The following is a 24,680-nucleotide window of genomic DNA, read 5'->3' as shown; positions in this document are numbered from 1 at the left end:
CGTGGCGTCCAACCGGCCTGCCCAGCCAACCTCGTTCGCACCGGATGACCCCCAGTCCTTCGGCTTCGCCTACGGCAAGGACGAGGGCCCCTGGGAGGAGTGGAACCCCACCGAGGATTCCGTCCGCCCGGTCCGTGGCCGGCACCGCGTGGGAAAGCAGCGCGGCGGAGGACTCGCCCGCAGCTCCACGGTCCTCGGCGTCGGAGTCATCGCCGCCGTCGGCGCCGGTGGCATGGCCACGGCCGCGCCCGGCAAGGCGCCCGTCTCCATCTCACTGCCCGACCTCTCCTCGGTCACCCACTCCGCCAAAGCGCTGATCAGCGACGGCGCGGACGCGGCACCCGAGGGTTCCACGACACCGCTCACCGGCGCCGGACTGACCACCGAGGACGCCGCCCAGGGCAGCACGGACGCCGGTGAGGCACTGCGCGCCCGCATCATGCAGCAGGCCGAGTCGCAGCAGAACCAGGTCGACAGCGCCGCCCAGAAGGCGGCCGAGGCCGCCGCCGCGAAGCAGGCCGTCGCCCTCGCCACCAAGCAGCAGGACGCCGCGAAGGCCAAGGCCGCCGCCGCGAAGGAGAAGGCGGAGGAGGAGGCCAAGGCGAAGGCCGAGGCCGAGCGGCTCGCCGAGCTGGCCAAGAGCTACACGCTGCCGACCTCCTCGTACACCCTGACCTCGCGCTTCGGCGAGGCCGGTGCCCTGTGGTCCTCCGGCTACCACACGGGTCTCGACTTCGCCGCGCCCACCGGCACGCTGATCAAGGCGATCCACAGCGCCACCGTCACCGAGGCGGGCTGGGCCGGCGCGTACGGCTACCGCACGATCCTCACCCTGGACGACGGCACCGAACTCTGGTTCTGCCACCAGTCGTCGATCAGCGTCACCGCCGGCCAGAAGGTCGCCACCGGTGACGTGATCGGGCGGGTGGGCGCGACCGGCAACGTGACCGGGCCGCACCTGCACCTGGAGGTCCACCCCGGCGGCGCCGCCACCGGCGTCGACCCGATGGCCTGGCTCCAGAGCAAGGGGCTCAATCCCTGATCCCCGGGGGCCTCGCCGGCTCTGACCTCCAGGGTTCCTGGATAGCCCGATAGCCCGATAGCCCGATCGCCGGATAGCCGGATAGCAGCCCCTGGTCCCCGGCGTGCCCGGATACGAGGGGCGTGCGGGGCGCGGGTGGAATACCGGCATCCCGTGCGGGCGTTGGACCCGGGCATGACTTCTCTTCGCAAGCTCGGCTCATCCGACCTCGAGGTCTTCCCGCTCTCCCTCGGCGGCAACGTCTTCGGCTGGACGGCGGACGAGACCCAGTCCTTCGCCGTGCTCGACGCCTACACGGCGGCCGGCGGCAACTTCCTCGACACCGCCGACGCGTACTCGGCGTGGGTCGACGGCAACGAGGGCGGCGAGTCCGAGACCATCATCGGCAAGTGGCTCAAGGCCCGCGGCAACCGCGCGGACGTCGTCATCGCGACGAAGGTCAGCCAGCACCCCGCCTACCCCGGCCTCTCCGGCGCCAACATCAAGGCCGCCGCCGACGCCTCGCTGCGCCGCCTCGGCACCGACCACATCGACCTCTACTACACGCACTACGACAAGACCGAGGTGCCGGTCGAGGAGATCATCGGGGCCCTGGACGAGCTGGTGAAGGCCGGCAAGGTGCGGCACATCGCCGCCTCCAACATCTCCCCGGAGCGGCTCCAGGAGTCCCTGGAGTTCTCCGACCGCGAGGGCCTCGCCCGCTACGTCGCCCTCCAGCCGCACTACAACCTGGTCGCGCGCGACACCTACGAGGGCCCCCTGCGCGAGGTCGCCTCCCGCGCGGGCCTCGCCGCGGTGCCCTACTACGCGCTGGCCTCCGGCTTCCTCACCGGCAAGTACCGTCCGGGTACGACCGTCGACTCGGCCCGCGCCGCGGGCGCCTCCAAGCACCTGGAGACGGAGCGCGGGCAGCGGGTCCTCACCGCGCTGGACGAGATCGCCGAGGCGCACAACACCGCCGTACCGACCGTGGCCCTCGCCTGGCTCGCCGCCCAGCCGACCGTCGCCGCGCCGATCGCCTCCGCCCGCACGGTGGAGCAGCTCCCGGCCCTGCTGGGCGTCGCGGACCTGTCCCTGACGGACGCCGAGCTGTCCCGGCTGACCGAGGCGTCGGCGTAACGCCCGGCATAGCACCTGGCACACCGCCCGGCATGACGTCCGGCACGACGTCAGGCACACCGCCCGGCGCAACACCTGGGTGAGCCGAACCGAAGTCAGCCCAGCCAAGCCCCCGCCCTGCCCCGCCTCGCCCGTCACGGGTGCGGGGATCTAGGGCGTGTCGTTTGGATCATGTGGCGGGTCGCGGGGCAGGGCACGCACATCTGCGGCGTTGTCGTCGGTTGCCGACGCTCCGCGTCGTCGCCCTCCTCCGCCTTGCAGCTGCACGCACCCTGCCCCGCTCGGCCCAGCCGACAAGGCGCCGCACTCCGGCGCCACCTGATCCAAACGACACGCCCTAGGTGCGGTACGGGTGCGCGTCGTACGTCGGGTACGGATTCGGGTCGTACGCCGCGTACGGGGACGGGTGCGGATGCGGGAACGGCACCGGTGGCTGGTGGTACGGCTGTCCCGGCGGGGCGGCGTAGCCGTAGCCGTGCGCCGGCCAGGGCGGTGGCGCGGGTAGCGGGGCGGTCATGGCCGCCGCGTAGGCGAGGGACGGGCGGGCGACCTCCCGGCGGCGCCACAGCTCGTGCAGCAGCTCCCGCTCCCGTACGACGAAGTCGGCGCCCGCGCGGCCCCGCCGCCCCCGGTGCCGCAGGAACGCCAGCGAGGTCGCGTACGCCTCGTACTCGGCGACCGCGCGGGCCGCAGCCTTCCCCCAGCGCTGCCCGGCGTAGTCCCGCGCGAGCCGCCGGGCCCGCATCGAGCCGAGGACGTAGGGCTCGGCGGTGCCCAGCCAGCCGGCCGCGCTGTAGGCGGGCAGTTCGGTGCGGACGGTGCGCAGCTCGCGCTGCCGGGTCCAGACGACCAGCCAGGTCAGCAGCCCGAACGCGGGCACCATGAAGGCCGCGTAGACCGCGAAGAAGCCGTACTCCCCGAAGTCCGAGGAGCTGTTCCACACCGAGTGCATCCCCATCGCGAGCAGCAGTCCGGCGAGCGGGAACAGGGTGCGGCGCACGTGCTGGCGCTCGGCGGACAGGGCCGCGGCGCCGAAGCCGATGCCGGTCAGCACGGTGAACAGGGGGTGCGCGAAGGGTGACATCACCACGCGGACGAAGAAGGTCGCGGCGGTCACCGAGGTCAGACCGCTGCCGCCGCTGAGCCGGTCGGTGCCGAAGGCGGTGCCGAGGTAGAGGATGTTCTCGGTGAACGCGAAGCCGGTGGCGGTGATTCCGGCGATGACGACGCCGTCCACGATCCCGGTGAAGTCCCGTCTGCGGAAGAGGAACACCAGCAGGACGGCCGCCGCCTTCGCCGACTCCTCGACGACGGGCGCTATGACGGTCGCGCCGAGCGTGTCGGCGCTGGAGGGGTCCGCGGTCGCGGTGGCTATCCACCGGGTGGCGAAGCTGTTGGCGACGATCGCTATGAGCGCCGCCGCGCAGGCGCCCCAGGCGAAGGCGAACACCAGGTTGCGCCAGGGGCCCGGCTCGACCCGGTCCAGCCACCGGAAGGCGGCTGTCAGCAGCGGCACCGGGAACACGGCGAGGCCGAGCCCCACCAAAAAGCCCTCGGTGCCGGTCTGCTGCCGGACGAGCGCCAGGATGACGAGGCCGGACAGCGCGAGCAGGGTGGTCAGTGCTCCGTACCGCACCCAGCGCCGCTGCCACCAGTGCGGATGGCGCAGCGCATGCCCGGCGGGGCCGCCGGGCTGTGCGGGGTACGGAGGACTGGTGGCCACGGCATTGACCCTAACGAGGGAGGGCGTGGCCCGCGACGGTGCCCGGGGTCGTCCTGGTGTGCGAGAACCGGGGGACGCCGGACGGCTTCGCGCGGGTCAGGTGCCCGGAGTGTGCTGGTCTCGGCGCGGTACGCGGCGGAAGAGGAGGTCGTTCACGACATGACCCTTGTCCAGTCCCTGGCCCTCGAAACGGGTCAGCGGCCGGAACTCCGGACGCGGCGCGAAACCGCCGTCCGGCCGGGTGTTCTCGAAGTCGGGGTGCGCGCTCAGCACTTCGAGCATCTGTTCGGCGTACGGCTCCCAGTCGGTCGCGCAGTGCACGAGGGCACCCGGCTTGAGGCGGGTCGCGGCGAGGTCGAGGAACTCCGGCTGGATGAGCCGCCGCTTGTGGTGCCGCTTCTTGGGCCACGGGTCGGGGAAAAAGACCCGCAGTCCGTCCAGGGAGGCGGGCGCGAGCATCTCGCGGAGCAGGATGATCGCGTCGCCGTTCGCGACCCGGATGTTGGTCAGGCCGTTGCGCTCGGCGAGGCCCAGCAGGTTTCCCTGGCCGGGGGTGTGCACGTCCACGGCGAGGATTCCGGTGCCCGGGTCCTCGGCCGCCATCTGCGCGGTGGCCTCGCCCATGCCGAAGCCGATCTCCAGCACGACGGGCAGGTCGGCCCCGAACAGCTCCGCGAGGTCGAGCGTGCGCTGCCCGTCGATGTCCAGCCCCCACGTGGGCCACAGCCGCCGCAAGGCATCGCCCTGCCCGGTGGTGACCCGGCTCCGGCGCGGCTGGAAGCTGCGGATGCGCCGCTCGAAGTGCGATCCGGCGGGGTCGGCCCGCGGGCCGTCGGGGAACCGGGGCTCGCCCTTGGCGCGGGGGTGACGCGGCGAGCCGTCCTCGGCGGAGGCGGGCCGGGTCTCTTCGGAGGAGTCGAGGAAGTCAGACACAGTGCCGTCGATTTTACGGGGGCGGGTTCAGTCCGTCGTCAGGGCGGCCAGGGCCCGGCGGGCGACCTCGCGGCCGATCGGCAGGGACGCGGTCGCCGCGGGGGACGGCGCGTTCAGGACGTGGACCGTGCGGGGGCCCTCCTTGATCAGGAAGTCGTCGACCAGGGTGCCGTCCCGCAGGACCGCCTGGGCGCGGACGCCGGCCGCGGCGGGCAGCAGGTCGTCCGGGGTGACCGCGGGCAGCAGCCGGCGCACCGCCTCGGTGAACGCCGCCTTGGACACCGATCTCCGAAGCTCGCCCGCGCCGTACCGCCAGTGGCGGCGGGCTATCCGCCAGGAACCCGGCCAGGCCAGCGTGGCGCCCAGCTCGCGGGGGCGGATCACGCCCCACCCGTACCCCTCCCGGGCCAGCGCGGGCACCGCGTTCGGCCCGATGTGGACGCTGCCGTCGATGCCCCGGGTGAGATGGACGCCGAGGAAGGGGAAGGCCGGGTCGGGCACCGGATAGACCAGGCCGCGGACCAGCTCCGGCCGCGCCAGGGTGAAGTACTCACCCCGGAAGGGCACGATCCGCATCTCCGGGTCGTCCCCCGTGAGGCGGGCGGTCTCGTCGCAGTGCAGTCCCGCGCAGTTCACCAGGACCCGGCCGCGCACGATCGTGCCGTCGGCGGTGCGGACGGCGGCGCCGAGGCCGGGGCGCCGGTCGATCCGTACGACGTCCGCGCCGTACCGGATGTCGGCGCCGGAGGCCTCCGCGAGCCGGCGGGCCACCGCCCCGTAGTCGCAGACGCCGGTGGTGCCGACGTGGATGGCGGCGAGGCCGCGCACCTCGGGCTCGGCCTCGGCGATCTGGGCGGGGCCCAGCTCCCGGACCGGAATGCCGTTCTCCCTGCCGCGCTGGACCAGGGCGTGCAGGCGGGGCAGCTCGGCCTTCTCCGTCGCGACGATCAGCTTGCCGGTCACCGCGTGCGGGATGTCGTACTCCGCGCAGAACTTGACCATCTCGGCGGCGCCCCGCACCGCGTAGCGCGCCTTCAGGGAGCCGGGCCGGTAGTAGACGCCGCTGTGGATCACTCCGCTGTTGCGGCCCGTCTGGTGCCGGGCCGGGCCCTGCTCCTTCTCCAGGACCGTGACCCGGGTGCCAGGCGCCGCGCGCGTGACGGCATAGGCCGTCGACAGGCCGACGATTCCGCCGCCGATCACCAGCACATCGCAGTCGTAGGCACTCCGCACCCGCACCACCTCCCGGCTTCGATAGTGCACTGCGCCACTGACAATGCCCTCAAACCCGAGAATCACGCCCCGCCGCGTGCCGAGGCCGGGGCTCCGAGCCCGGCGCCCCCCGCGCCCCGCTGAGTCCTGGCGGATGGCTTCCGCCGTCCGGCTCGGGCCGCTCGGCTGCCGCCTGGCTTCCGCCGCCCGGCTTCCGCTGCTCGGCTGCCGCCGCCTGGTTCCCGCCGGCTGGCTTCCCTTGCGGGCCTTCCGGTGACGGGCTTCCGCCGCCCGGCTCCCGGCACGGCGCGGCTCCGCCGGCTCTCGCCGGGGCGCGGTGGCGGGGCGCGGTGGCGAGAGTGGCAGCGGGACGGGCCTCCCGTGGCTACGCCCTGCTCACGCCGGGGCCATCAGCAGTGGCCGGGCCCGCTCGCGCAGTTCCACCACCCGCGGCTCGTCCCCGTACGGCTCCAGGCGGTGCAGCAGGTCCTTCACGTACTCGGTGGTGCGCGCGGAGGAGATGCGCCCCGCGACCTCCACCGCGCGGACGCCCTGTTCGCAGGCCGCGTCGAGGTTGCCCGACTCCAGTTCGGCGACCGCGGACACCACCAGGCGCAGTCCGTGCGAGCGGACGAACTCCTCGGTCGGCTGGGAGAGCGCCTGCTCGGTGAAGCGGCGCACCTGGCGGGGCGCCTTCAGGTCGCGGTAGCACTCGGCGGCGTCGGCCGCGAAGCGGTCGTACGAGTAGAAGCCGAGCCAGGACGGGTCGTGGTCGCCGTCCCGGGCGCGCTCCAGCCAGCCCTCGGCCGCCTTCAGGGCCGCGCCGGCCGCCTGGGCGTCACCCGCGCGCGCGTGGGCGCGTGCCTCGACCAGCCGGAAGAAGCTCATCGTGCGCGCCGTGGCGAGGCCCCGGTTGCGCTCCAGGGCGGCCTGGGCGAGGTCGACGCCCTCGTCGCCGAAGCCCCGGTAGGTCGCCTGGAGGGACATGGAGGCCAGGACGTAGCCCCCGAGGGGGACGTCGGCGGCGGCGCGGGCCAGGCGCAGGGCCTGGATGTAGTAGCGCTGCGCCGCCTCCTGCTGGCCGGTGTCGAAGGCCATCCAGCCGGCGAGGCGGGTGAGTTCGGCGGAGGCGCCGAACAGGGCGCGGCCGACCTCGTCGGAATAGGAGCCGAGCAGCAGCGGAGCCGCCTCGACCCGCAGACATTCGGGCACCATGGACGAACGCCAGTCGCCGCCTCCGTACTTGGAGTCCCAGCGCCTGGCGTCCTCGGCTGCCTCCCGCAGCTTCAGCACATCGCTGTGGCCGACTTTCAGCGGTGCTCCGGAGTCCTCACCGGGACTCACGTCGCGCGCCACCGAACTGTCGGCCGGGGTTATCAGCCATCGGGACGCGGGGGTCGCATAGGCGCTCACGGCGAAGGAACCGGCCAGCGACTGCCAGATCCCGCCGCCGGCTCTGCGCCCGGCGAGGTCGAGACGGTACAGCTCGGTCGCCGACCGCACCGCCTGCCCGACGTCCCGGGGGAAGGCGAGACCCACCTCAGGCGCCGGGTCGGCGTCGGCCAGGCCGATCTCGTGCAGCGGCACCGGACGGCCGAGCTTCTGGCCGATGGCCGCCGCGATGAGGTGGGGCGCGGCACCCTGCGGCACCATGCCCTTTGACACCCAGCGCGCCACCGACGTCTTGTCGTAGCGAAGAGTCAACCCGCGTTGAGCGCCAAGGTCGTTGACGCGACGCGCGAGTCCTGCGTTGCTGATTCCCGCGAGGGCGAGAACGGCGCCGAGTTTTTCGTTCGGCCCGCGTTGCTCCCTGGACATGCGCCACCCCTCGACACAGACGGCTGCCGCACTGGCATAACCACGCGGCATTCGTAAACCCAGCGTAGTTCGCCCGATCCCCAGCGTTAAGGGGCGTAGGTCCGGTTGGCGGGATTGTGGTCCGTACGACTGTACGGACGGTCGCGGCGTGCTCCTGGTGTGTGGCCGTGCGCCCGTGCGTGCGCTCTTCTCCGGCCACCGGGGGAGCGCTTCCATGGATCGTGCGTGGGTCGGCCCGCTGTACTGGATCCAGTGGGCTGGGGGACACCGCCGCCTACATCCCCGCGGGCGGCGGACCGGTCCGGGAGGCGAACTCCGCCTCCCGGACTGTGCGTTGGGAAGCGGTGCGCAGGGCCTGTACGGAGCGTGTCCGAAGGTGTCCAGCCAGCGTCGATTTGGCCGAAAATCGACGGTCGCTTCCGCGGGTGATCAGCCCTCTCACTACCGCAGTTGAGGGCGCGAAGGGCGTCTTGGGGGAGCGTATCGGGGGCGCATTCACGTCGGCCCGTCGGGTGCGGGGTGGCCCGCCGGGAGCCGGGCCCCGGACAAGTGCGGTGCCCGCGCGGGCCGTTCGGCCGGGGTCCGGAGAAGCGCGTGGGGCGCGGCGCCCGTTCGGCCGGGCGTGGCGGTCCGGCCACGCGCCACCCCGTGAAGTCCCCCATGGAGGACGGCTTTTGTCGGAAGTGTGACACCCTGTGGCGGCGCGAGCGGATGCACGGGGGCGCACTTCGGGGAGCGCAAGCCGCCGCAGGGGCCCTCCCGCACGCTTCCTTCGTGGCAGCATGGTGCCGAGTTCGTACGTGCACTGGTTGTCCACAGCCTGTGGAGGCGGCGATGCGATGGTTGGTGGGGTGGAGCAGCACCGTCGCCAGAGCGCCTGAGATCGGCTCGGCGGGCGCCACCGGCAACGACGGCGAGACCGTGCACCCCGTGGGCTCCCACCTCCTGTGGGGCGACCCCGATCCGCTCTGGGCCGTCGGCGACTGGCGCCCTGACGAGGTACGGGTGGTCCAGGCCGACGCCGAGAACCGCATGGCCGTCCTCGGCACCTGCGGCGCCTCCGACGAAGAGCTGCGGGTCGGCCTGTTCGCCGCGCGCGGCGGAGCGCTGCGCCACCTCACCAACTGGCCCGGCAGCTACACCGCCGTCGTCCAGGCCGGCCGCCGCGTCACCGTCTGCGGCGATCTCGCGGGCGCCCGGCCGGTGTTCTACACCCCCTGGGCGGGCGGTACGGCGTACGCCACCGCCGCGCTGCCGCTCGCCGACCTCATCGAGGCCAACCTCGACTTCGGGCACCTCGCCGCCCTGCTCGCCGCCCCCGACGTACCGGCCGCCGTGCACGACTCCACCCCCTACGAAGGCGTCCGGCGCGTCCCTCCGGGGCACACCCTCATCCTGCGCGCCGGGGCCCGCGAGATCGCCGGCTACGAGCCTGTCGCCTCCCTCGCCGTGGCGGCGCCCGCTGCCGACCCCGACCGCGCGGTCGACGCCGTACGGGACGCCCTCGTGGAGGCCGTACGCACCCGGCTCTCCGCACCCCGCCATGTGCCCGGCGCCGACGTGGACCCCGGGCCCGTGCCCGGCATGGGACCCGCCGAACGGCGTGCCGCGCGCGGGATGCCCGTCCCCGGGATCGGCGCCGACCTCTCCGGAGGGCCCGCCTCGGCCACCCTCGCCCTGCTCGCCGCCGGGCTGCCCGGCGCGCCCGGCACCGTCCTCGGACACGGCACCGGCGCCGGTGAGCGGCTCCTCGCCGTGACCTTCAACGACCTCGCCGTCCCCGGCCGCGAAGCCGAGGTGGAGCGGGCCGGCGCGCTCGCCGCCAACCCCCGGCTGCACCACGTCGTCGTCGCCGGCGGCGAGGGGACGCTGCCCTACGCCGACCTGGACGGCCCCCTGACCGACGAGCCCGCCTCCTCCCTGGTGACGGCGGCCCGGCACCGCGCGCGGCTCGCCTCCGGCAGCGCGGACCACTTCACCGGCTACGGCGCGCGGCAGGTCCTCGACGCCCACCCCGCGCGGCTCGCCGATCTCCTCATGGACCGCAAAAGACGCCACCTGGTACGGCCCGTCGCCGCGCTGACCAAGGCCGACGGCTCCGTCATGGTCCCCGCGCGCGTGTACGGCGCCGCCCGCAAACTCGCCCGCACCCCGTACCGCACCGGCGTCGACGGCCTCGCCGACCGCCTGCTGCACCGGCGGTTCGACGAGCCCGGCGGCGCGGTGGGCGCCTCGCTCGCCGCCCTGAGCTGGGCGAGACCCGGGCCGGCCGCGCGGTGGCTGACCGGCGAGGCGCTGGCTGAAGTATCGGTTCGCCTGGGAGGTGTCGGAGGGCGCCTCAACGTCGGCCCCGGGCAGCGGCCCGGCGACTTCCGCGCCCGCGCCGCGCTCGCCCGGCACGCCGCGGACGTCCGCATCCTGGAGCAGGCCGCCGAGATCCGCTTCCAGCGGCTGCACACGCCGTTCCTCGACAACCAGGTCGTCCGGGCCTGCCGTGCGCTGCCCGAGGCGCTGCGGGTGCAGCCGGGGGCGCGGGCGGCGATCTTGCGTACGGTGCTGGAGGGGGCCGGGGTGGCGGATCTTCCCCCCGGGTGGGGTGCGCCCTCCCATGCCTCCGCCGCCGCGGCGGCGCGCACCGGGCTGCGGGTCGCCGTCGACTCCCTGGTCGACCTCTTCGACACGCCGCTGCTCGCGCAGGCGGGGCTCGTGGAGGCCCGCGTCGTCCGCAAGGCGCTGCGTTCCGCCGCCGAGGGGGCGCCGGTGCCGCTCGACGGGCTGGCCGACCTGGTGGCCCTCGAAGTCTGGCTCCGCCGCCTGCTCGCCCGGCGCGGCACCTGCTGGACGGGCACGCCGGCCCGCCAGCGGGCGGTCCCGGCGGGGATCGTGCGGGAGGGGCGGGCGCTGGAGCGCCGCTGAGGGTTCGCCGCACCGCGCCGCACCGCGCTGCGTCGGCCGTCGTGGGTTGGCTCCGGTGGGGGGGGGTCGGGGCCGTGCCAGTACATCCGTCCGTCGCCGTTGGATCAGACGTGGGTGAGGAACACCAGGCTGCTCGATCCGGCACGGCCCCTTACGCCGGATGCGGGCAGGAAATCCAGCCCCTCCGGCGTTTGAGGAGCGGGGGGCCGGGGGGGGCGGAGCCCCCCGGGTGCGGGACGGGTAGGGGCGGAGGGGGCGAAAGACGTTGTGGCGTGGCGGGGTACGGGCAGCGGGCCGGCGGGCTCGCCGGGGGAGGGCGTGACCCGGGAGCGCGGGGGCGGGGAGAATGGGCGTGTGCGGTACAGGATTCTGGGGGTCACCCAGGTGGAGGACGACCGGGGCACCCTGCTGACCCCCGGCGGCCCCCGCCTCCGCACCCTCCTCACAACCCTCGCCCGCCACCCCTCACGAACCACCGGCCAGGACACCCTGATCGACGCGGTGTGGGGCGACGACCCACCCCAGGACGCGCCGGCCGCCCTCCAGGCCCTGATCGGCCGCCTCCGCAGGGCGATCGGCAAGGACACGATCACCTCGGAACCCGGCGGCTACCGCCTCCACGCCACCCGCGAGGACGTCGACCTGTACGTGTTCGAGCGCCTCGTCGCCGAGGGCAGGACGGCGCTGGACCAGGGTGACGCCCCCGCCGCCGCCAGCCGCCTCCGCGAGGCCCTCGCCCTGTGGCGCGGCCCCGCCCTCGCGGACCTCCCCGACCGCACGGCGGCGACCCGCCCGGAGGCCCTCCGGCTGGAAGCGACCCGCAGCCGCGTCGAGGCGGACCTGCGGCTCGGCCGCGCCGCCGACCTCGTACCGGAGCTGAAGGAGCTGACCGCGGAGCACCCGTACGACGAGGCGCTGCACGTGCTGCACATCCGCGCCCTGTACGAGGCGGGCCGCGGGGCGGACGCGCTGGCCGCGTACGAGGAGGTGCGCCGCGCGCTGTCGGACGGACTCGGCGCCGACCCGGGGCCGGAACTCCGCGCTCTGCATGCGGCGTTGCTGGACCAGGGGGGTGCTCAGGGGCGGGAGGGCGCGGGTGCCGGTTCCGGAGGCAGGAGTTCCGGGCGTGCCGGCTCCGGAGGCCACGGTTCCGGGAGTGACGGTTCCGGAGGGCAGAGTTCCGCTGGTGCTGGTGCTGGTGCTGGTGCTGGTGCTGGTGCTGGTGCTGGTGCCGGTGCCGGTGCCGGTGCTGGTTCCGGAATCTATGGTTCCGAGGGCGGTGTGCGGTCCGGGGTGGCTGTCCCGCCGGGCTCCGCGGACCTGCCCCGCGACCGGCCGACCGGCAACATCCGTCCGCGCCTTAACTCGTTCGTGGGGCGGGAACCGGAGGTGGGCGCGATCCGTTCGGATGTGCAGAGGGCCCGCCTGGTCACGCTGACCGGACCAGGTGGTTCGGGAAAGACCCGCCTCGCCGAGGAAGCCGCCGCCGGGCTTCCGCAGGCGTGGCTGGTCGAGCTGGCCCCGCTCGACCGGCCCGAGGCGGTCCCGGGCGCGGTGGTCAGCGCCCTCGGTCTGCGCGAAACCGCGCTGATCACCAACGAGATGACGACGGCGCAGACCGACCCGGTCGCGCTCCTCGTCGAGTACTGCGCGACGCGCAGCCGACTCCTGGTCCTTGACAACTGCGAACACGTCATCGAAGCGGCGGCCGAACTCGCCGAGACACTGCTGACCCGTTGCCCCGGGCTCACGATCCTCGCCACCAGTCGTGAACCCCTGGGCGTGCCCGGCGAGTTGGTCCGTCCCGTCGAGCCGCTCCCGCCCGACTCCGCGCGCCGGCTGTTCATGGAGCGAGCCTCGGTCGTCCGTCCCGACGCCGCGGCCGCGCTCCCCGACCAGGCGGCCGTGGACGAGATCTGCCGCCGGCTCGACGGTCTGCCCCTGGCCATCGAGCTGGCCGCCGCCCGGCTGCGGCTGCTCACCCCGCGGCAGATCGCCGACCGCCTGGACGACCGCTTCCGCCTGCTCACCTCCGGAAGCCGCACGGTGCTGCCCCGCCAGCAGACCCTGCGAGCCGTCGTGGACTGGTCCTGGGACCTGCTGGACGAGCAGGAGCGGACCGTCCTCCGCGAGGTCTCGGTGTTCGCCGGCGGCTGGGACCTGGTGGCGGCGGAGGCCGTGTGCACCGGCCCGGCCGCCGATCTCGTCGGCGCGCTCGTCGACAAGTCCCTCGTCGTCGCCACCCCGCACGACACGGCCGACGGCGCGGCGGGCGGGATGCGGTACCGCCTGCTGGAGACCATCCACGAGTACGCCGGCGAGCGGGCGGCGGAGGTTCCCGAGCTGCGGGCCACGGCCGAGCGGCGGCACCGTGCCTGGGTGCGCTCCCTGGTGGAGGAGGCCGAGCCGAAGCTCCGCTCGGGACACCAACTCCCCTGGGTGAGGCGCCTGGAGACCGAGCTGGACAACATCAGGGCGGCCCTGCACCGCGCGCTCCTCACCGCGGACGAGGAGGAGGCAGGCGCCCTGGTCCTCGCCATGAGCTGGTTCTGGTGGCTGCGCAACTTCCGCCACGAGGGCATGGAGTGGATGGACCTCGTCCTGAGACTCGGCGCGTGGCGCGACACCCGGAAAGCCACCCCGTCGGCCGGGGACCACCCTCCCGGAACAGGCTGCGGCGGCCTCCTGTCCGAGCTGGCGGACGTCGACCCCGTCGCCTTCTTCCTCGACCACCGCGAGCCCGAGGAACACCCGCTATACCGCATGCGGATGCGGCTGCGGATGTTCCACCTGTTCATGAAGGTGGACGTGGTCCCGCTGGACGAGTGGGACGACGGCCGGACGCGGGAGTACGTGCAGGGCGTGCGGGCCGTCTTCGAGAAGGGCGGCCCGGACGCGGCGCGTATGCCCGGGATCATCTGGCCGCTCGCCGCGTTCTTCCTCGGCACCACGCAGGACATGCGGTCCGCGATGGACGCCGCTGTCGCCAACTGCCGTGCCTACGGCGGTGAGTGGGAGATCGGCGTCGCGCTGATGTTCCGTACGCATGTCGTGGTCGATGCCCCGGGCGGGATGACCGGAGTGGACGACGACCTGGCGGAGCTGCGCGTGCTCAGCCGGCGGGTCGGCGACCGCTGGATGCGCGCCCAGGTGTGCAGCGCGGCCGGTGAGGCGGCGATGGCCCGCAGCCGTTTCGCCGAGGCGCGCGAGGAGTACGCGGAGGCGCTGCGGCTCGCCTTCGAGGTGGGCGCGTACGCGGAGACACCGTTCCTCCTGGCCCGGCTCGCCGAGGTCGCCTACCGCTCGGGGGAACCGGCCAAGGCCCGGGCCATGCTCGACGAGGCGAGCACCGCGGCCGACCAGTACGGCGTCATGGACTCCCGCGCCTTCGTCAATCTGCTCCGTGCCCAGATCGCTCTGGACGAAGGGCAGATCGAGCCGGCCCGCGAGCTGTGGAGGAAGGCACGCGAGGACAGCTCCCGGGGCACCCCGCCACCGCAGTTCATGGCCGCGCTGAACTGGGTCGACGCGATCATCACGACCGCCGAGTCCGGCCCCGCGCTCGGCCTGCGGAAGCTGTGCGCGGCCGTGCGCGAGGCGGTGGAGGAGCGCTGCGCGGACGTGGTGGTCGCGGGACTGGTCGAAGCCGGGGCGGCCTTCCTCGCCGAGCTGGGCGCCCACGCGGCGGCGACCCGGTTGCTGGCCGCGGGCACCTGCTGGCGCGCCGGCCACCCCCGCCCCGACCGCGAGCGCGCCGAGGCGGATCGCATCCAAGCGAGGGCGCTGGCCGCTCTTGGCCCCGAACACTACGAGTCCGAGCGCGCCAGGGGAGCCGCGTACAGCAAGACGGAGGCGCAGAGGGATCTTGTCGGGGCGCTCGCGGAGTTTCCGTCCGGGTAGGGGAGTTGGCGGGTCCATGGGGGGGCGGGGCCGTGAGGCTGCGGTCCTACGGGAGTAGCCGGGCCTGCGGAACTTCCGGGACCCAGGGAATTGTTGGGCCCCCGGAGGCGCAGACCTGGCCGAACGGCTCGCGCAGGCCACCCCGAGTCCCGCCGAAGTCCCGTACGCGGCACGGGTGTTCAGCCGGGCTGCCCTCCCGCCCGTGCAGGTACGTTCCGGCACCCGGCGGGAAGGGCGGGGAGCCTACTGGCAGAGGAACTTCGACTCCGCCCAGTCGCCCAGGGCGGCCGAGGAAAACGGGCTGTGGGGCTCGACCACCAGGCGGATCGTCCGGTGGCCGGTGAGGTCGACATGGACGGGCACCGCCCGGTCGCCGCCCTCGATCACGGGTGAGCGCCAGAGGGGGACGCCGTCGGCATAGACGGCGAACCGCATCTTCCCGAGGCCCAGCGTCAGGTCGTCGACGCCGACCATCGCGTCGTACGCCGTGCAGGGGCGGTTGAGGTCGATGGTGACGGAGGACCTGCCGTGCACGGTCACCCCGTGCGCGTAGTCGGTGTTCGCGATCGACACCCCGCTGCGCTGCCACACCCAGCTGCTCTCGCCGAGCCGCATCTCGGGCTTGGTGTGGTCGCCGGTCACGCCGTAGTCCAGCTCGCTCCACTGGTAGACGACCGGAGCGGGCGGCGGCGGGGGCGGCTCGGGAGCCGGGGGCGGTGTGGGCGTCGGGGTGGGTTTCGGCGGGGCGGGGGTCGGCGTGGGCTCGGGCGCCGGGGCCGGGGCCGGGGGCGGCGTGCGGGACGGCTTCGGCTTCGGGGCGGGCTTCGGCCGCGCCGAGTGCGGCGGGACCGGCGTGGGCACGGGCGCTCGCAGGACGGGCGGGGCGGGCGGCGCGGGCGCGTCGGCCTTCTTGGGCGGCGTGGGGGAGGGCAGCGGAGCTTCGACGGCGGGCGAGGCGGCCGGCCGCGCCTCGGGCCGCTTGGCCGCGGTCTCGTTGCCGACCAGGGCGAGCGCCACCGCCGCGGCGGCCACCGCGACGACACCGGCGGCGATCCCGGCCTTGACCGGGGCGCCGACCCCCTCGGAGGCGGCCGCACCGCCCCCGGCGCTCGCGCCCCCCGAGCCGCCGCTCGCGGCGGAGGCCGCGCCCGCCGCTCCGGCCGCGCCCGCTCCGGCGCCCCCGGCGACCAGAGCCATGACCTTGGCGTATCCGGCGGCGCCGAACCAGCCGATGACCGCGACCGGCACGACCGCCGGGATACCGTTCGCGACTTCCTTGATCTGGCCCGCGGCCAGCCGGCACTTGGCGCACTCCTCCAGGTGCTTGCGCAGGCCCCGTTCGGCGCGGGTGCGCAGGCCGCCGCGGGCGTAGGCGCCGAGCCGGTCGGCGTAGCGCGCGCACTCCTCGTCCATCGTCAGCGTGGTGCTGACGTGCGCCTGGAGGTAGGCCTGCTTGAGGCCCTCGCGGGCGCGGCTGGCGAGGACGCGGGTGCCGTTCGCGTCGAGCCCGAAGAGCGTGGCGACCTCGCTGGGGGACTCGTCCTCGACCTCCGTGTGCCACAGCACGGCCTGCCAGCGCTCCGGCAGCGAGCGGAAGGCCTGCATGGCCATCGACTGCTCGGCCTCGTGCATGGCCCGTACGTCCGCGCCGAGGTCGAGGGTGTCGTCGTCGGAGACCTCCGAGCCGCGGGCGGCCTGCGCGGCGAACACCGCGAAGTCGTCCACGAGTTGCTCGCGCTTGGCGGTCTTGGTCCAGTTCGCGGCGACCCGTCGCACGGTGGTGAGGAGATAGGCGCGGACGGCGTGCTCGGGCCCGCTGCCGCCGCGTACGGCCTGGAGCATGCGGGCGAAGACCTCGGCCGTGAGGTCGTCGGCGGTGTGCGCGTCACGGCAGCAGGTGCGGGCGTAGCGGCGGACGGCGTCGGAGTGCCGGTGGTACAGCTCCTCGTAGGCGGTGTCGTCGCCCGCGCGCATCCGCTCGATCAGGTCGGCGTCGGAGGGCGGCGTGTCCACCGGCGGCGGCAGCACACCGGGGTCGCGGCGGTCGAACCGGTCGCGCTGGGGAGGAACACTCGGGTCGGGCGCGTCGGCCCCGGACGGGCCGGACCCGGGCGAGGCGTCGGCACCGGATACGGCACCGGATACCGCTCCGGACCCGGCGCTCGTGGCAGGCCCGGTGGCTTCGGAAGGCCCGGCCGATCCGGTGCCCGTGCCGGGAGCGGGCGCGGCGTCGGCCGGCGGGCCGGGCGACGGGATGTGGGCGGAGCCGCCGCCGCGCGGGCGGCCCTGGCTCGGCACCTGTCGCGGCGCTGCACCGTCGGATTCCGTGCCGCCGTCGGCGCCACTCTCGCCGAGGGACTCGTCCCGCCCGTCAACGCTCATCGCGGAAAGCCCCCGCCTGCACACTCGGACCCGAATACCGGGACAGAGTGCCACAGGTGCCCGAAGCGGTGCCGGTTCGTCCGGACCAACCACTCGTCCGAGGGGATTTGCCGTTCGGCAGTACTAATCCTCACCCGTTCGGGGAAAGGTCAACGGCCTCCTTGCCGAAGCGAGTTGACCTCCCGCCCGGGATGACCCGGATAAGGCGAAGGCTCCCGGTACGTGCGAGGAGTCCATATACGTACGGAAAGCGCGACCGTACGAGACGTTCGCCCCGCCCCTCATGTGAGGCGCATGTCCGAGGCGCCCGTGCGGAATGCCCACCTGAGCCGCCCGCGCGAGGTGCCCGTGTGAGACGTCCGCGCGAGGCGCCCGCGTGAGGTGGCCGCGCGAGGTGGCCGCGCGAGGTGGCCGGGAACGCGGACGGCGTGGGTTCGCCGGGGCGGTGCGCCCGGTGAACCCACGCCGGATGGAGATGCCGGGGCGACCTGCCCCGGCGCCGGTCACGCCGGACGGGAGCGGAGCCCCTCCAGCAGGATGTCCAGCAGCCGGGCCGAGGCAGCCGCCTGCTGGGCCGGGTCCGGCAGCGCGGGCGCCGCCGTCGCGATGACGAGCAGCACGTCCGCCACCGTCACGTCGGCACGCAACTCGCCCGCCGCGCGCGCCCGGTCGACCAGCCGGCCGACCACGTCGAGGAGGGCCGCCGCGCCGGCGTCGTCCACCTCCGCGATCACCTCGTCCTCCGGAGCGGGCCGCTGCTCGACCAGCCGCAGGTCGGGCGCGAGCTGGGACCGCTGCTGCGGCACCCGCGCCCCGTCCGCCTCCGAACCGTCCTCCGCGACGCCGACCCGCAGCACCTGCGGCGGCAGCAGCCGTCCGGCACCCGAGGCCACGGACGTCCGCAGGAAGCGCGAGAGCGCCGACCACGGCTCGTCCTCCTGGCCGAGCGCGGAGCGCGCCTGGTCGGTCAGCCGGGAGGTCTCCTCCTCGGCTATGCGGCGCACCAGGACGTCCTTGCTCGGGAAGCGCCGGTACACCGTGCCGACACCGACCCGGGCGCGGCGCGCGACGTCCTCCATCGGCGCGCCGTAGCCCAGCTCGCCGAAGACCTCGCGCGCGGCGCGCAGTACGTGTTCGAGATTGCGCTGTGCGTCCACGCGCAGCGGGGTCGTGCGCGGTCCGTCCACCGGCCCCCGTCCGTTCCCACCCGCCGCGCCGGCCCCGCCGCCCGGCGCGATGGCCGACGCGGTGGACCAATGAGAGTCCTGAATATGCATAAGCGTTCCCCCGGTAATGACGTCTCCCCCCGGAGACTCTCCCCGCCATCGACAGCCGGAGCGAGCGGAACAAGCTTGTGCGCGGGCCCTCGTGCGGACCCACCGAGCGCATCCCCCTACACCCCGTCGACAGACGAACATAGTTGAGTGGGAGTCAATTCAGAAGGGGCAGGTTCCGCACGGAGCGCCCCCCGATCGGAGTACGGGCCGGGTACGTCCCGGTTGACCCCCCTCCGAGTACCCCCCTCGCCCACCGTGACCTGGCCTTCTCCCTTGGACTCGGGCAAACCGGCCAACTCCGTACGTTGTCCGCGACCGGTCACACAAATTGACGGGGCTGTGGACAAACTCCGGACAGGGGTGCGTCATGGGATGGTGAAGGAACGCGCGCGCATTCTCTTGGTCGGCGGCGGCTACGTCGGGATGTACACCGCTCTGCGTCTCCAGCGGAAGCTGAAGGCCGAGCTGAGACGGGGCGACGTGGAGATCGTCGTCGTCTCCCCCGACCCGTACATGACCTATCAGCCGTTCCTCCCCGAGGCCGCCGCGGGCTCCATCTCCCCGCGCCACGTGGTCGTCCCGCTGCGCCGGGTCCTCGACCAGTGCCGGATCGTCATCGGCGAGGCCCGCTCGATCGACCACGCCAAGCGCACCGCGACGCTCACCACCCTCGCCACCGAGGAGGAGGGCGCGGGCGAGGAGCGGATCACGTACGACGAACTCGTGCTGGCGCCCGGCTCGATCTCCCGCACCCTGCCGATCCCCGGACTCGCCGAGTACGCCATCGGCTTCAAGACCGTCGAAGAGGCCATCGGGCTGCGCAACCACGTCATCGAGCAGATGGACATCGCCTCCTCCACCCGCGACCCCGCGATCCGCGACGCCGCCCTGACGTTCGTCTTCGTGGGCGGCGGCTACGCGGGCGTCGAGGCCCTCGGCGAACTGGAGGACATGGCCCGCTACACGGCGCGGTACTACCACAACATCCAGCCCGAGGACATGAAGTGGATTCTCGTGGAGGCCTCGAACCGCATCCTCCCCGAGGTCGGCGAGGAGATGGGCAGGTACACCGTCTCCGAACTGCGCCGCCGCAACATCGACGTACGCATGGAGACCCGCCTCGACTCCTGCGCCGACCGGGTCGCCGTCCTCAGTGACGGCGCCCGCTTCCCCACCCGTACGGTCGTCTGGACGGCCGGGGTGAAACCGCACCCGATCCTCGCCGCCACCGACCTCCCGCTGAACGAGCGCGGCCGGCTCCTGTGTACCCCTCAGCTCACCGTCGACGGCGCCCCGCACGCGTGGGCGGCCGGAGACGCGGCGGCCGTCCCCGACGTGACCGCCGGGCCCGGCAAGGAGACCGCGCCCAACGCCCAGCACGCCGTACGCCAGGCGAAGGTCCTCGGCGACAACCTCGCGCACACCCTGCGCGGCGAACCCCTGGACACGTACTCCCACGCCTACGTCGGCTCGGTCGCCTCCCTGGGCCTGCACAAGGGCGTCGCACACGTCTACGGGCGCAAACTGAAGGGCTATCCTGCCTGGTTCATGCACCGCGTCTACCACCTCAGCAGGGTGCCCACCTTCAACCGCAAGGCCCGTGTGCTCGCCGAATGGACCCTGGCGGGTCTCTTCAAGCGGGAGATCGTCTCCCTCGGCTCACTCGAACATCCCCGTGCGGAGTTCGAACTCGCGGCCGGTGGAAAGCCTCCTACCGACCCGAAGGGGTCGTCCTGACCGGACGCAGGAACTCCACCGGCTGGGGCGGCGTCTGAAGGATGTCGGCCCGGTCGGTCAGACTGCCAGACTGGTCCACGACTTTGGGCGGGCGCACCGCTCGCCCTTCTACCACGAGGCTTTCCCCACTGTGAACTTCACGCGCTGGAGCGCCCGGCTCCCCGGAACGCAGCGCCGCGCCGCAGCGCGGACCGAGCACACAGCCGTCCCGGACCGGCGCGGGGAAAGCTCCGTGCCCGCGGCCCGCGCCGAGCGGCTCACCGACGACACGCCGGCCGGACTCGGCGTCGACGAACTGCCGGCGCGCCAGGTCCTCGACCGCGTCCCCGCGCTCGTGGCCCTCGTGCACGGCCCGGACCACCGCGTCGCCTACGTCAACGACGCGTACACCGCAGCCTTCGGCGCCCGGCCGGTCGGCGCGCCCGCCCGCGAGGCCCTGCCCGAGCTGGACGCGCTCGGCCTGCTCCCGCTCCTCGACCAGGTGCTGCGCAGCGCCAAGCCCCGCACGGTCAAGTCCCGCAAGGTGTCCACCGGCCGCTCGTACACGTTCACGTGCACGCCCGTCGAAGGCACCCCGGGGGACCACGGCGGCGGCGTCCTGATCTTCGCGACCGACGTCACCGACCACGCCGAGGCCGCCGAGCGGCTGCGCGCCAGCGAGCGCCGCCAGCGCGAGACCGCCGTCACCCTCCAGCGCTCCCTGCTCCCCCAGGAGCTGGAGGAGCCCGACGACCTGCGCATCGCCGCCACCTACCTGCCCGGCGGCACGGAGGCCGCGGTCGGCGGCGACTGGTACGACGTCATCACCCTCGGCGGCGGCCGCACCGCGCTCGTCATCGGCGACGTCATGGGCCGCGGGGTGCGCGCCGCGGCGGTCATGGGCCAACTGCGCACGGCCGTCCGCGCCTACGCGCGCCTCGACCTGCCGCCCCACGAGGTGCTCCAGCTCCTCGACGGCCTCGCCACCGAGATCGACGCCAACCAGATCGCCACCTGCGTCTACGCCGTCCACGACCCGAACGAGGGACGGCTGGTCTACGCCTCCGCCGGGCACCTGCCCATCCTGGTGCGCAACGAGGACGGCACCACCGCGCGGGGTGACGAGCCGACCGGCCCGCCGCTCGGCACCGGCGGCTGGATCCACACCTCCGGCTCGGTCCCCCTCGGCCCCGGCTCCACCGCCGTCCTCTACACGGACGGCCTGGTCGAGCGCCGCGACGAGGACCTTGACGAGGGCATCGCCTCCCTGGAGCGCGCCCTGGCCGGCGCCACGGGCACGCCCCAGGTGATCTGCGACCGCCTGGTCCGCGCGGCCGGCGTCACCGCCGAGCACGACGACGACGTGGCCGTCCTCGTCCTTCAGCACCCCTCCCGCACCGGCCACGACGGCGAGCTGTTCCGCAACGCGGCCCTGGAGCTGCTCGGCGGAGTCGAAGCCACCCCACGCGCGCGTGCCTTCGCCTCCGGCGTGCTGACGAGCTGGCGCTTCCCGGCCGAGCTGCACGACCTCGGCGTGCTGGCCGCCAGCGAACTCGTCGCCAACTCCCTCCAGCACGGCACCCCGCCCATGCGGCTGCGGCTGCGCCGCACCGACCGCCGCCTGATCGTCGAGGTGACCGACGGCGACGACCACCTGCCGCGCCGCCGCCGCGCCGAACCGGCGGACGAGGCCGGCCGGGGCATCGCCATCGTCGCCACGATCGCCTCCAGCTGGGGCACGCGCCGCACACCGGGCGGCGGCAAGGCGGTGTGGTGCGAGTTCGCCCTGCCCCGCCCGAAGAAGAACTGACGGCACCCGGCCCCTGAGGCAGTCGCCTGCCAGGGACCGGGTGCTTGCCGGGCCGGGTGCCCGAGGAGTCGGATGCGAGACGGTTCAGGCGCCGAGAGTTGAGGCGCCGAGGGGTCGGGGCCGACGGTTCATGCGGCGATGGCTCGGCTGCCGACGATTCATGCGCCGATGGGTCAGGCGTTCGCCCTCGCCGGTTCCGCCGGTTCCGTCGGTTCCGTCGGAGCCCCGCCCTGCGCGACCACCCGGCTCTTCGCGAGCCAGGGCTGGTTCTGCACCGGGGTGAGCTGCCGCCCGAGCCGCACGGCGAGGAACGTGATGCCGAGCGAGAACAGCAGGAACACCGCGACGTACGGGCCGTGCAGCGACGCCCCCATCGGACCGCCCACCGCGGGACCGATCGCCAGCGCGAGCTGCTTCACCAGGGCGAACGCCGAGTTGTACTGGCCCGCCATGCCCGTCGGCGCCAGATCGGCCACCAGCGGAGCGACCGTCGGCGACAGCATCGCCTCACCGAGCCCGAAGAGCGCGTACGTCGAGACGAAGGCCGCCGTCGCCATGGTCTGGCTGCCGTGCCCGAGGCCCGCGTAACCGGCGGCCAGCCACGCGACCGCCCAGATCAGGCCGACCGCGGCGATCACCCGGGACCGCTTGCGGCGCTCCACGAACTTCAGCACCGCGAACTGCGCGACCACGATCATCGCCGTGTTCGCCGCCATCGCCGTACCGAGCGCGGACGTGGAGATGCCGGCCGCCTCGACACCGTAGGCCGAGAGCCCGGACTCGAACTGGCCGTAGCAGGCGAAGAACAGCACGAAGCCCAGCACGGACAGCTGCACCATGGCCCGGTTGCCCAGCAACTGCTTCCAGTCGCCACCCTTGCCCCGCGGGGCGCTCTCCCCGATCCGCGGCGCGCGCGGCATCCGCACCGTCGCCATGATCACGACGAGCAGCAGGAACATCGCCGCCTCGATCGCGAACAGCAGCGTGAACGAGCCGGCGCGGCTGGTGTCGACGATGTGGCCGCCGATGAGACCACCGACGCCGAGCCCGAGGTTCTGCAGGAAGAACTGCATCGCGAACGCCCGGGACCGGGTCTCCGCCGTCGAGCAGTCCACGATCATCGTCGCGAGCGCCGGCTGCATCACGGCCTGACCGGCACCGAGCGCCGCCGCCGACAGCAGTACGGTCGTCGCGCCGCTCGCCAGACCGAGGCTCAGCGCACCGAGCGCGGCCGTGAGCAGGGCGACGAGAAGGACCGGCAGCGGGCCGCGCCGGACGATCGCCCGCCCGGCGAAGGGCAGCACGACGAGAGCGGCCACGGCGAAGACGGCGAGCACGATGCCCGCCGTCATGGAGCCGAGTCCCCGCACCTGCGCCACATAGACGTAGAGGAAGGGGACGGTAAAGCCGAGCCCGAACGCGCTGAGTGCGTTGCCCACGTGGATCCGGCGCATCGCCGCGCCCATCGCCCTGGTCACTTTCACCTGCCTTGGTCGTGAAGCCGCAGTGGCCCGCTCCGGCGGGGCGGCGTCCTGACGACACGTTCCCCCGCATGGATGCAGGCCTGAAGACTTCGAAGCTAAAGTTCGAAGTTGAACTCTACACCTCGAAGGACTTCGACGCCAAGCGGTGCCGTGCCATACTCGGGCCATGGGCGACACCCCCGGCGTCAGCGAGCCGACCCTCGAAGAACAGATCGCCGCGTACCAGCGCGAGTTCCAGGACCTCGACCCCCAGGTCGAGAAGATCGTCTCGGCGCTGTCCCGCCTGAACCGGCGGATGAACGTCGCCTACGGCCGCCAGACCGCCGCCCTCGGCATCAGCAACGCCGAGTGGGAGGTCCTCAAGGCCCTCGTACTGGCCGGCGCCCCCTACCGGCTGGGCCCGAGCGAGCTGGCCAAGCGCCTCGGCCTGACCCCGGCCGCCATGACCCACCGCATCGACCGCATGGTCGGCGAGGGCCTGGTCACCCGGGAGCGGGACGAGTCGAACCGGGTCCGCGTCATCGTCGAGCTGACGGACGAGGGGCGGGAGAAGTGGCTGGAGGCGATGCGGATGGCCACGGTCTTCGAGGAGGAGCTGCTCCAGGACCTCTCCGCCGACGAGCGCGGTGTCCTGGGAGAGGTGCTGACCCGGCTGCTGCGCCGCGTCGAGGACGCCCAGCCGGACGCCGGCGGCCGGCTCAGCGACCTGGATTAAAGATCTTGACAGGCAGGGGTTGACACTGCCTCTCCAGATCCGTAGGGTTCTTCGAGTTGCCACGGGGCCGGAACGGTTCTGCGACAGCACATCCGCCGCGGACGCGGCACCCAAACCACCAGTACGATCTCCCACTCGGGTTGAATTCGGCGTGCCCGAATTGAATTCGATTTGGACCTGGCAGCCCGATTAGGAACTGCCGGCAGGATCCGCTAAAGTTTGGGACGTCGGAACGGCCCAACAGCCGGGAAGGCAAACCCCGCTGACTGGGAATCAGGCCCGAAAGGATCTGATAGAGTCGGACTCGCCGGAAAGGGAAACGCGAAAGCGGAAACCTGGAAAGCGCCGAGGAAATCGGATACGGAAACGGTCTGATAGAGTCGGAAACGCAAGACCGAAGGGAAGCGCCCGGAGGAAAGCCCGAGAGGGTGAGTACAAAGGAAGCGTCCGTTCCTTGAGAACTCAACAGCGTGCCAAAAATCAACGCCAGATATGTTGATACCCCGTCTCCGGCCGATCGGCTGGGACGAGGTTCCTTTGAAAAAGTCCTGCTCCTTCATTGGGGCAGGCGCACAGCGAGGACGCTGTGAACCGAGGGATTATTCCTCCCTCTGGTTCCGCTCTCGTGGTGTC

The 24,680-nt window shown here is 73.4% G+C and carries 14 protein-coding genes; 7 read left to right on the top strand and 7 right to left on the bottom strand.

The features are described from left to right. The first annotated feature begins 1 nt into the window (after position 1). Together AB0912_RS00070 and AB0912_RS00065 are read left to right on the top strand one after the other, a co-directional pair. The gene (locus tag AB0912_RS00070) at positions 2-1,042 is read left to right on the top strand and encodes a M23 family metallopeptidase (RefSeq protein WP_366695058.1); all 1,041 of its coding nucleotides are present in this window, start codon (positions 2-4) and stop codon (positions 1,040-1,042) included. Between the two features lie 174 nt (positions 1,043-1,216). Next, entirely contained in the window at positions 1,217-2,161 is a 945-nt protein-coding gene (locus AB0912_RS00065; protein ID WP_366695056.1) for an aldo/keto reductase, read from the top strand. Positions 2,162-2,498: 337 nt separating this feature from the next. On the opposite strand, the gene AB0912_RS00060 is transcribed toward AB0912_RS00065, so the two are convergent. From AB0912_RS00060 to AB0912_RS00045, 4 genes are all read right to left on the bottom strand, one after another. Then, on the bottom strand, positions 2,499-3,884 hold the full coding sequence (locus AB0912_RS00060) for a PrsW family intramembrane metalloprotease (RefSeq protein ID WP_366695054.1): 1,386 nt from the start codon (positions 3,882-3,884) through the stop codon (positions 2,499-2,501). Positions 3,885-3,980: 96 nt separating this feature from the next. After that, positions 3,981-4,817 (bottom strand): tRNA (guanosine(46)-N7)-methyltransferase TrmB, encoded by an 837-nt coding sequence (trmB, locus tag AB0912_RS00055; RefSeq protein ID WP_366695052.1) that lies wholly within the window; start codon positions 4,815-4,817, stop codon positions 3,981-3,983. 27 nt (positions 4,818-4,844) lie between these two features. Continuing rightward, positions 4,845-6,080, bottom strand: a complete 1,236-nt coding sequence (lhgO, locus tag AB0912_RS00050) for an L-2-hydroxyglutarate oxidase (protein WP_366695050.1) — start codon at positions 6,078-6,080, stop codon at positions 4,845-4,847. A 345-nt stretch (positions 6,081-6,425) separates the two neighbouring features. Then, on the bottom strand, positions 6,426-7,847 hold the full coding sequence (locus AB0912_RS00045) for an MFS transporter (protein WP_366695048.1): 1,422 nt from the start codon (positions 7,845-7,847) through the stop codon (positions 6,426-6,428). 834 nt (positions 7,848-8,681) lie between these two features. Between AB0912_RS00045 and AB0912_RS00040 the strand changes: the two genes are divergently transcribed. Further along, positions 8,682-10,763, top strand: a complete 2,082-nt coding sequence (locus AB0912_RS00040) for an asparagine synthase-related protein (RefSeq protein WP_366695046.1) — start codon at positions 8,682-8,684, stop codon at positions 10,761-10,763. A gap of 354 nt (positions 10,764-11,117) precedes the next feature. Then, entirely contained in the window at positions 11,118-14,663 is a 3,546-nt protein-coding gene (locus AB0912_RS00035; protein ID WP_366695044.1) for a BTAD domain-containing putative transcriptional regulator, read from the top strand. Positions 14,664-14,906: 243 nt separating this feature from the next. Here the strand turns inward: AB0912_RS00035 and AB0912_RS00030 are convergent, their stop codons facing one another. Together AB0912_RS00030 and AB0912_RS00025 are read right to left on the bottom strand one after the other, a co-directional pair. Continuing rightward, positions 14,907-17,045 carry a sigma-70 family RNA polymerase sigma factor gene (locus AB0912_RS00030; protein ID WP_366695042.1) on the bottom strand — a complete coding sequence of 713 codons (2,139 nt, stop codon included), beginning with the start codon at positions 17,043-17,045 and terminating at the stop codon, positions 14,907-14,909. 503 nt (positions 17,046-17,548) lie between these two features. Beyond that, on the bottom strand, positions 17,549-18,322 hold the full coding sequence (locus tag AB0912_RS00025; protein ID WP_366695040.1) for a helix-turn-helix domain-containing protein: 774 nt from the start codon (positions 18,320-18,322) through the stop codon (positions 17,549-17,551). 372 nt (positions 18,323-18,694) lie between these two features. On the opposite strand from AB0912_RS00025, the gene AB0912_RS00020 reads away from it, so the two are divergent. Beyond that, on the top strand, positions 18,695-20,059 hold the full coding sequence (locus AB0912_RS00020) for an NAD(P)/FAD-dependent oxidoreductase (RefSeq protein WP_366695038.1): 1,365 nt from the start codon (positions 18,695-18,697) through the stop codon (positions 20,057-20,059). 130 nt (positions 20,060-20,189) lie between these two features. Next, complete coding sequence (locus AB0912_RS00015; protein WP_366695036.1) at positions 20,190-21,848, top strand: SpoIIE family protein phosphatase; 1,659 nt, start codon at positions 20,190-20,192, stop codon at positions 21,846-21,848. A 173-nt stretch (positions 21,849-22,021) separates the two neighbouring features. On the opposite strand, the gene AB0912_RS00010 is transcribed toward AB0912_RS00015, so the two are convergent. Beyond that, the gene (locus AB0912_RS00010; RefSeq protein WP_366695665.1) at positions 22,022-23,314 is read right to left on the bottom strand and encodes an MFS transporter; all 1,293 of its coding nucleotides are present in this window, start codon (positions 23,312-23,314) and stop codon (positions 22,022-22,024) included. 184 nt (positions 23,315-23,498) lie between these two features. Here AB0912_RS00010 and AB0912_RS00005 point away from each other — a divergent pair, with 184 nt between their 5' ends. Further along, entirely contained in the window at positions 23,499-24,047 is a 549-nt protein-coding gene (locus AB0912_RS00005; RefSeq protein WP_366695033.1) for a MarR family transcriptional regulator, read from the top strand. Positions 24,048-24,680 lie beyond the last annotated feature (633 nt).

It is taken from the genome of Streptomyces sp. NPDC007084, assembly GCF_040703595.1.
Lineage (GTDB): Bacteria > Actinomycetota > Actinomycetes > Streptomycetales > Streptomycetaceae > Streptomyces.
The sequence above is the reverse complement of the archived record's forward strand: the minus strand, read 5'-3'. Positions and strand labels throughout refer to the sequence as shown.

What these genes read in the sequence shown, in the direction of transcription:
- AB0912_RS00065 (WP_366695056.1), top strand. Translation starts at nt 1,217, where the DNA reads ATGACTTCTCTTCGCAAGCTCGGCTCATCCGACCTCGAGGTCTTCCCG.
- AB0912_RS00045 (WP_366695048.1), bottom strand. Translation starts at nt 7,847, where the DNA reads ATGTCCAGGGAGCAACGCGGGCCGAACGAAAAACTCGGCGCCGTTCTC.
- AB0912_RS00040 (WP_366695046.1), top strand. Translation starts at nt 8,682, where the DNA reads ATGCGATGGTTGGTGGGGTGGAGCAGCACCGTCGCCAGAGCGCCTGAG.
- AB0912_RS00030 (WP_366695042.1), bottom strand. Translation starts at nt 17,045, where the DNA reads ATGAGCGTTGACGGGCGGGACGAGTCCCTCGGCGAGAGTGGCGCCGAC.
- AB0912_RS00025 (WP_366695040.1), bottom strand. Translation starts at nt 18,322, where the DNA reads ATGCATATTCAGGACTCTCATTGGTCCACCGCGTCGGCCATCGCGCCG.
- AB0912_RS00020 (WP_366695038.1), top strand. Translation starts at nt 18,695, where the DNA reads ATGGTGAAGGAACGCGCGCGCATTCTCTTGGTCGGCGGCGGCTACGTC.
- AB0912_RS00010 (WP_366695665.1), bottom strand. Translation starts at nt 23,314, where the DNA reads ATGGGCGCGGCGATGCGCCGGATCCACGTGGGCAACGCACTCAGCGCG.
- AB0912_RS00005 (WP_366695033.1), top strand. Translation starts at nt 23,499, where the DNA reads ATGGGCGACACCCCCGGCGTCAGCGAGCCGACCCTCGAAGAACAGATC.